The 3,114-nt window shown below is 72.9% G+C and carries 4 protein-coding genes; 3 read left to right on the top strand and 1 reads right to left on the bottom strand.

Going from position 1 to position 3,114, the window contains the following annotated elements; all coding sequences use genetic code 11:
• Positions 1-173 precede the first annotated feature (173 nt).
• Positions 174-803, top strand: a complete 630-nt coding sequence (locus tag ACFV4G_RS18675) for a TetR/AcrR family transcriptional regulator (protein ID WP_380441601.1) — start codon at positions 174-176, stop codon at positions 801-803.
• A 7-nt stretch (positions 804-810) separates the two neighbouring features.
• Here the strand turns inward: ACFV4G_RS18675 and ACFV4G_RS18670 are convergent, their stop codons facing one another.
• A complete protein-coding gene (locus tag ACFV4G_RS18670) occupies positions 811-1,779 on the bottom strand; it encodes a LysR substrate-binding domain-containing protein (protein WP_380441655.1) in 969 nt (322 codons plus the stop codon).
• Positions 1,780-1,901: 122 nt separating this feature from the next.
• Between ACFV4G_RS18670 and ACFV4G_RS18665 the strand changes: the two genes are divergently transcribed.
• Positions 1,902-2,453 (top strand): peroxiredoxin, encoded by a 552-nt coding sequence (locus ACFV4G_RS18665; protein ID WP_380441599.1) that lies wholly within the window; start codon positions 1,902-1,904, stop codon positions 2,451-2,453.
• Between the two features lie 3 nt (positions 2,454-2,456).
• On the top strand, positions 2,457-2,999 hold the full coding sequence (locus ACFV4G_RS18660) for an alkyl hydroperoxide reductase (RefSeq protein WP_380441597.1): 543 nt from the start codon (positions 2,457-2,459) through the stop codon (positions 2,997-2,999).
• Positions 3,000-3,114: the final 115 nt, after the last annotated feature.

Here is a 3,114-nt window from a genome sequence, read left to right as displayed (position 1 = left end):
TGTCTTGCGGGCGAGCGGGGCCGTGGCGCGGGCGGGGGGCCGTCGGCGCGCGCCCCCCCCCCCCCGCGCCCCAGCCCCCCCCCCCCCCCGCCCCCGCCCCCCCCCCCCCGCGACACGAGCAATCGACGGAATCGTTCGACACAGTTGTCCGACCATGGCGATACCCTGGCTGGATGGCACACGTCCCCGCCGCAGAACGGCGGCCCCAGCTGGTGCAGGCCGCCCTCGACCTGATGAGCCGCGAGGGCATCGCGGCCGGCAGCACCCGGGCGATCGCGGCCGAGCTCGGCGTGGCCCAGGCGACGGTGCACTACACCTTCGGTACCAAGAAGGACCTCTACCGGGCCGTCGTCGAGCAGCTGACCGCCGACTTCATCGGCCAGGTCCGGGCGGCCTCCCCCGGTGACGGCCCGTTCGGCGAGCAGGTCCGCACGCTCGTGCACGCGCTCTGGGACGCCGCCACCGGCGAGGAGGGGCGCTGCGTGCTGCTCAGCGAGTTCGGCGCGCTGGCGATGCGCGACGCCGACCTGCAGGAGATCATGCTCGCGCTCCAGCGCGAGGTCGAGGGCACGGCGACCGAGATGCTCACCGCCCTCGCGGCGGCGCACGGCCTGACCCTGCCGATGCCGGCGCGCGAGATCGCCGTCCACTTCCTCAGCGGCTTCGACGGCCTGACGGCGCGCTACCTCGCGCTGGGCGCCGACCCCGCCGCCGGGCCGGACGCGGACACCGTGCGGGCGCTCGACCTGCTGGTGGCGACGACGGTCGGGCTGTGCCTGGCTGCGCCGGCGGAGGTCCCGTAGGCACGCCCTACTCGACGATCCGGACCGGGAGTTCGGCGAGGACCTCGCGCAGCGAGGCGGCGAAGCGGTCGTACTCGGCACTGCGGGCCGAGCCCGGGCGGGTGGCCAGGCCGATGCGCCGGCCGGGCGCGGGGGCGGCGAAGCGGACGGCGGCGAGCCGGTCGGCGCGGCCGGCCTCGACGTCCAGGGCGGTCGCGGGCAACAGTGTCACCCCGAGGCCCCCGGCGACGAGTTGGACCAGGGTGGACAGGCCGGCCGCCCGGGTGGTCGACCCGGCCGGGTCGGCGCCGACCTCGCGGCAGATGTCGAGGGCCTGGTCGCGCAGGCAGTGGCCCTCCTCCAGCAGGAGCACGTCCAGGTCGAGCAGCACGTCGCGCGGGACGTCGATCCGCCCGGCGAGCGGGTGCCCGGGCGGGGTCAGCAGCACGAAGTCCTCGTCGAACAGCGGGATGTCCCGGGTCGGCGAGGCGCCGCCGGCCGGGAGCGCGAGCAGCAGGACGTCCAGCCGCCCGGCGGCCAGCCCCTCCAGCAGCGAGGGCGTGCGCTCCTCGTGGACGTGCAGTTCCAGCTCCGGGTAGCGGCGGCGGACCAGCCGCAGGACGGCGGGCAGCAGGTAGGGCGCGACGGTCGGGATGACGCCGAGGTGCAGCGGCCCGGTGAACGGGCGGCGCGCGGCCTCGACCTCCTCGGTGAGCGCCTGGAGCGACGCGAGCACCCGGCGGGCGTGCGCGTGCACCCGCTCCCCCAGTGGTGTCACGATCACCTTGCGCGTCGTACGCTCGACGAGCTGGGCACCCAGCGACTCCTCCAGTGCCGCGACCGCTCCGGAGAGCGCGGGCTGGCTGGTGCCGGTGGCGGCGGCCGCCTCACGGAAGTGCCGGTGCTCGGCGACCGCGACGAACGCCCTGAGCTGGGCGAGCGTGGGCGTGCGGGGGCTGCGGGCGGGGCCGGGGGCGCCGACGGACTGGGTATTGATAACTTTCTCCGATCAGACACATCGAGTATAGCTATTTCCCTGATCAGTCCACGATGTGGAATCGTGGAGGCCTGTCCGCAATCCGGACAACTCCCCGCAGTCTCACTTCAGGAGAAGCGAACGTGCTCACGATCGGTGACAAGTTCCCCGAGTTCGACCTCAAGGCCTGTGTCGACCTCGACGCCGCGAACGCCTTCGCCGACATCAACCACAAGTCCTACGAGGGCAAGTGGAAGATCGTCTTCTTCTGGCCGATGGACTTCACCTTCGTCTGCCCGACCGAGATCGCCGCGTTCGGCAAGCTGAACGACGAGTTCGCCGACCGCGACGCCCAGATCCTGGGCGTCTCGGGCGACTCCGAGTTCGTGCACCACGCCTGGCGCAAGGACCACAAGGACCTGCGCGACCTGCCCTTCCCGATGCTGGCCGACGTCAAGCACGAGCTGATGCAGGCCTGCGGCGTCGAGGCCGCCGACGGCACCGCCCAGCGCGCGGTGTTCATCGTCGACCCGAACAACGAGATCCAGTTCGTCATGGTGACCGCCGGCTCCGTCGGCCGTAACCCGAAGGAGGTCCTGCGCGTGCTGGACGCCCTGCAGACCGACGAGCTGTGCCCCTGCAACTGGACCAAGGGCGAGGACACCCTCGACGCCCAGGCCCTGCTGGCGGGCTGACCCGTGGCCCTCGACGACCTGAAGTCCGCCCTCCCGGAGTACGCCAAGGACCTCAAGCTCAACCTGGGCTCGGTCATCGGCAACTCCGACCTCCCCGCGCAGCAGCTGTGGGGCACCGTCCTCTCCTGCGCGATGGCCACCCGCAGCCCCGCCGTGCTGCGCGAGCTGGAGCCCGAGGCCAAGGCCAACCTCTCCCCGGAGGCGTACAACGCCGCCAAGGGCGCCGCGGCCGTCATGGGGATGAACAACGTCTACTACCGGACGCTGCACCTGCTCTCCGACAAGGAGTACAGCAGCATGCGGGCCGGTCTGCGGATGAACATCATCGGCACTCCGGGCGTCGAGAAGGTCGACTTCGAGCTCTGGTGCTTCGCCGTCTCGGCCATCAACGGCTGCGGCCAGTGCCTCGACTCGCACGAGGCCGTGCTGCGCAAGGCCGGCGTCGAGCGCGAGGTCGTCCAGGCCTCAATGAAGATCGCCGCCGTGCTCCAGGCCGTGGCCGGCGTCCTCGACTCCGAGGCCGCCCTCGCCGCCGTCGACGCCTGACGGACACGCGCGTACCCGAAGGGGGGCGGGGGGCGGCCGCGCCGCCCGGCGCGGGGGGGCGGGCGAGGGGGAGCGGTCGGGTCGGAGCGCGCGTGACTCGGAGAGTCGGAGAGCT

This window comes from Kitasatospora sp. NPDC059747 (assembly GCF_042732955.1).
In the GTDB taxonomy this organism is placed as follows: Bacteria; Actinomycetota; Actinomycetes; order Streptomycetales; family Streptomycetaceae; genus Kitasatospora.
Note: the sequence above shows the minus strand (reverse complement) of the source record. Positions and strands in the feature narration are given on the sequence as shown.

What these genes read in the sequence shown, in the direction of transcription:
- ACFV4G_RS18675 (WP_380441601.1), top strand. Translation starts at nt 174, where the DNA reads ATGGCACACGTCCCCGCCGCAGAACGGCGGCCCCAGCTGGTGCAGGCC.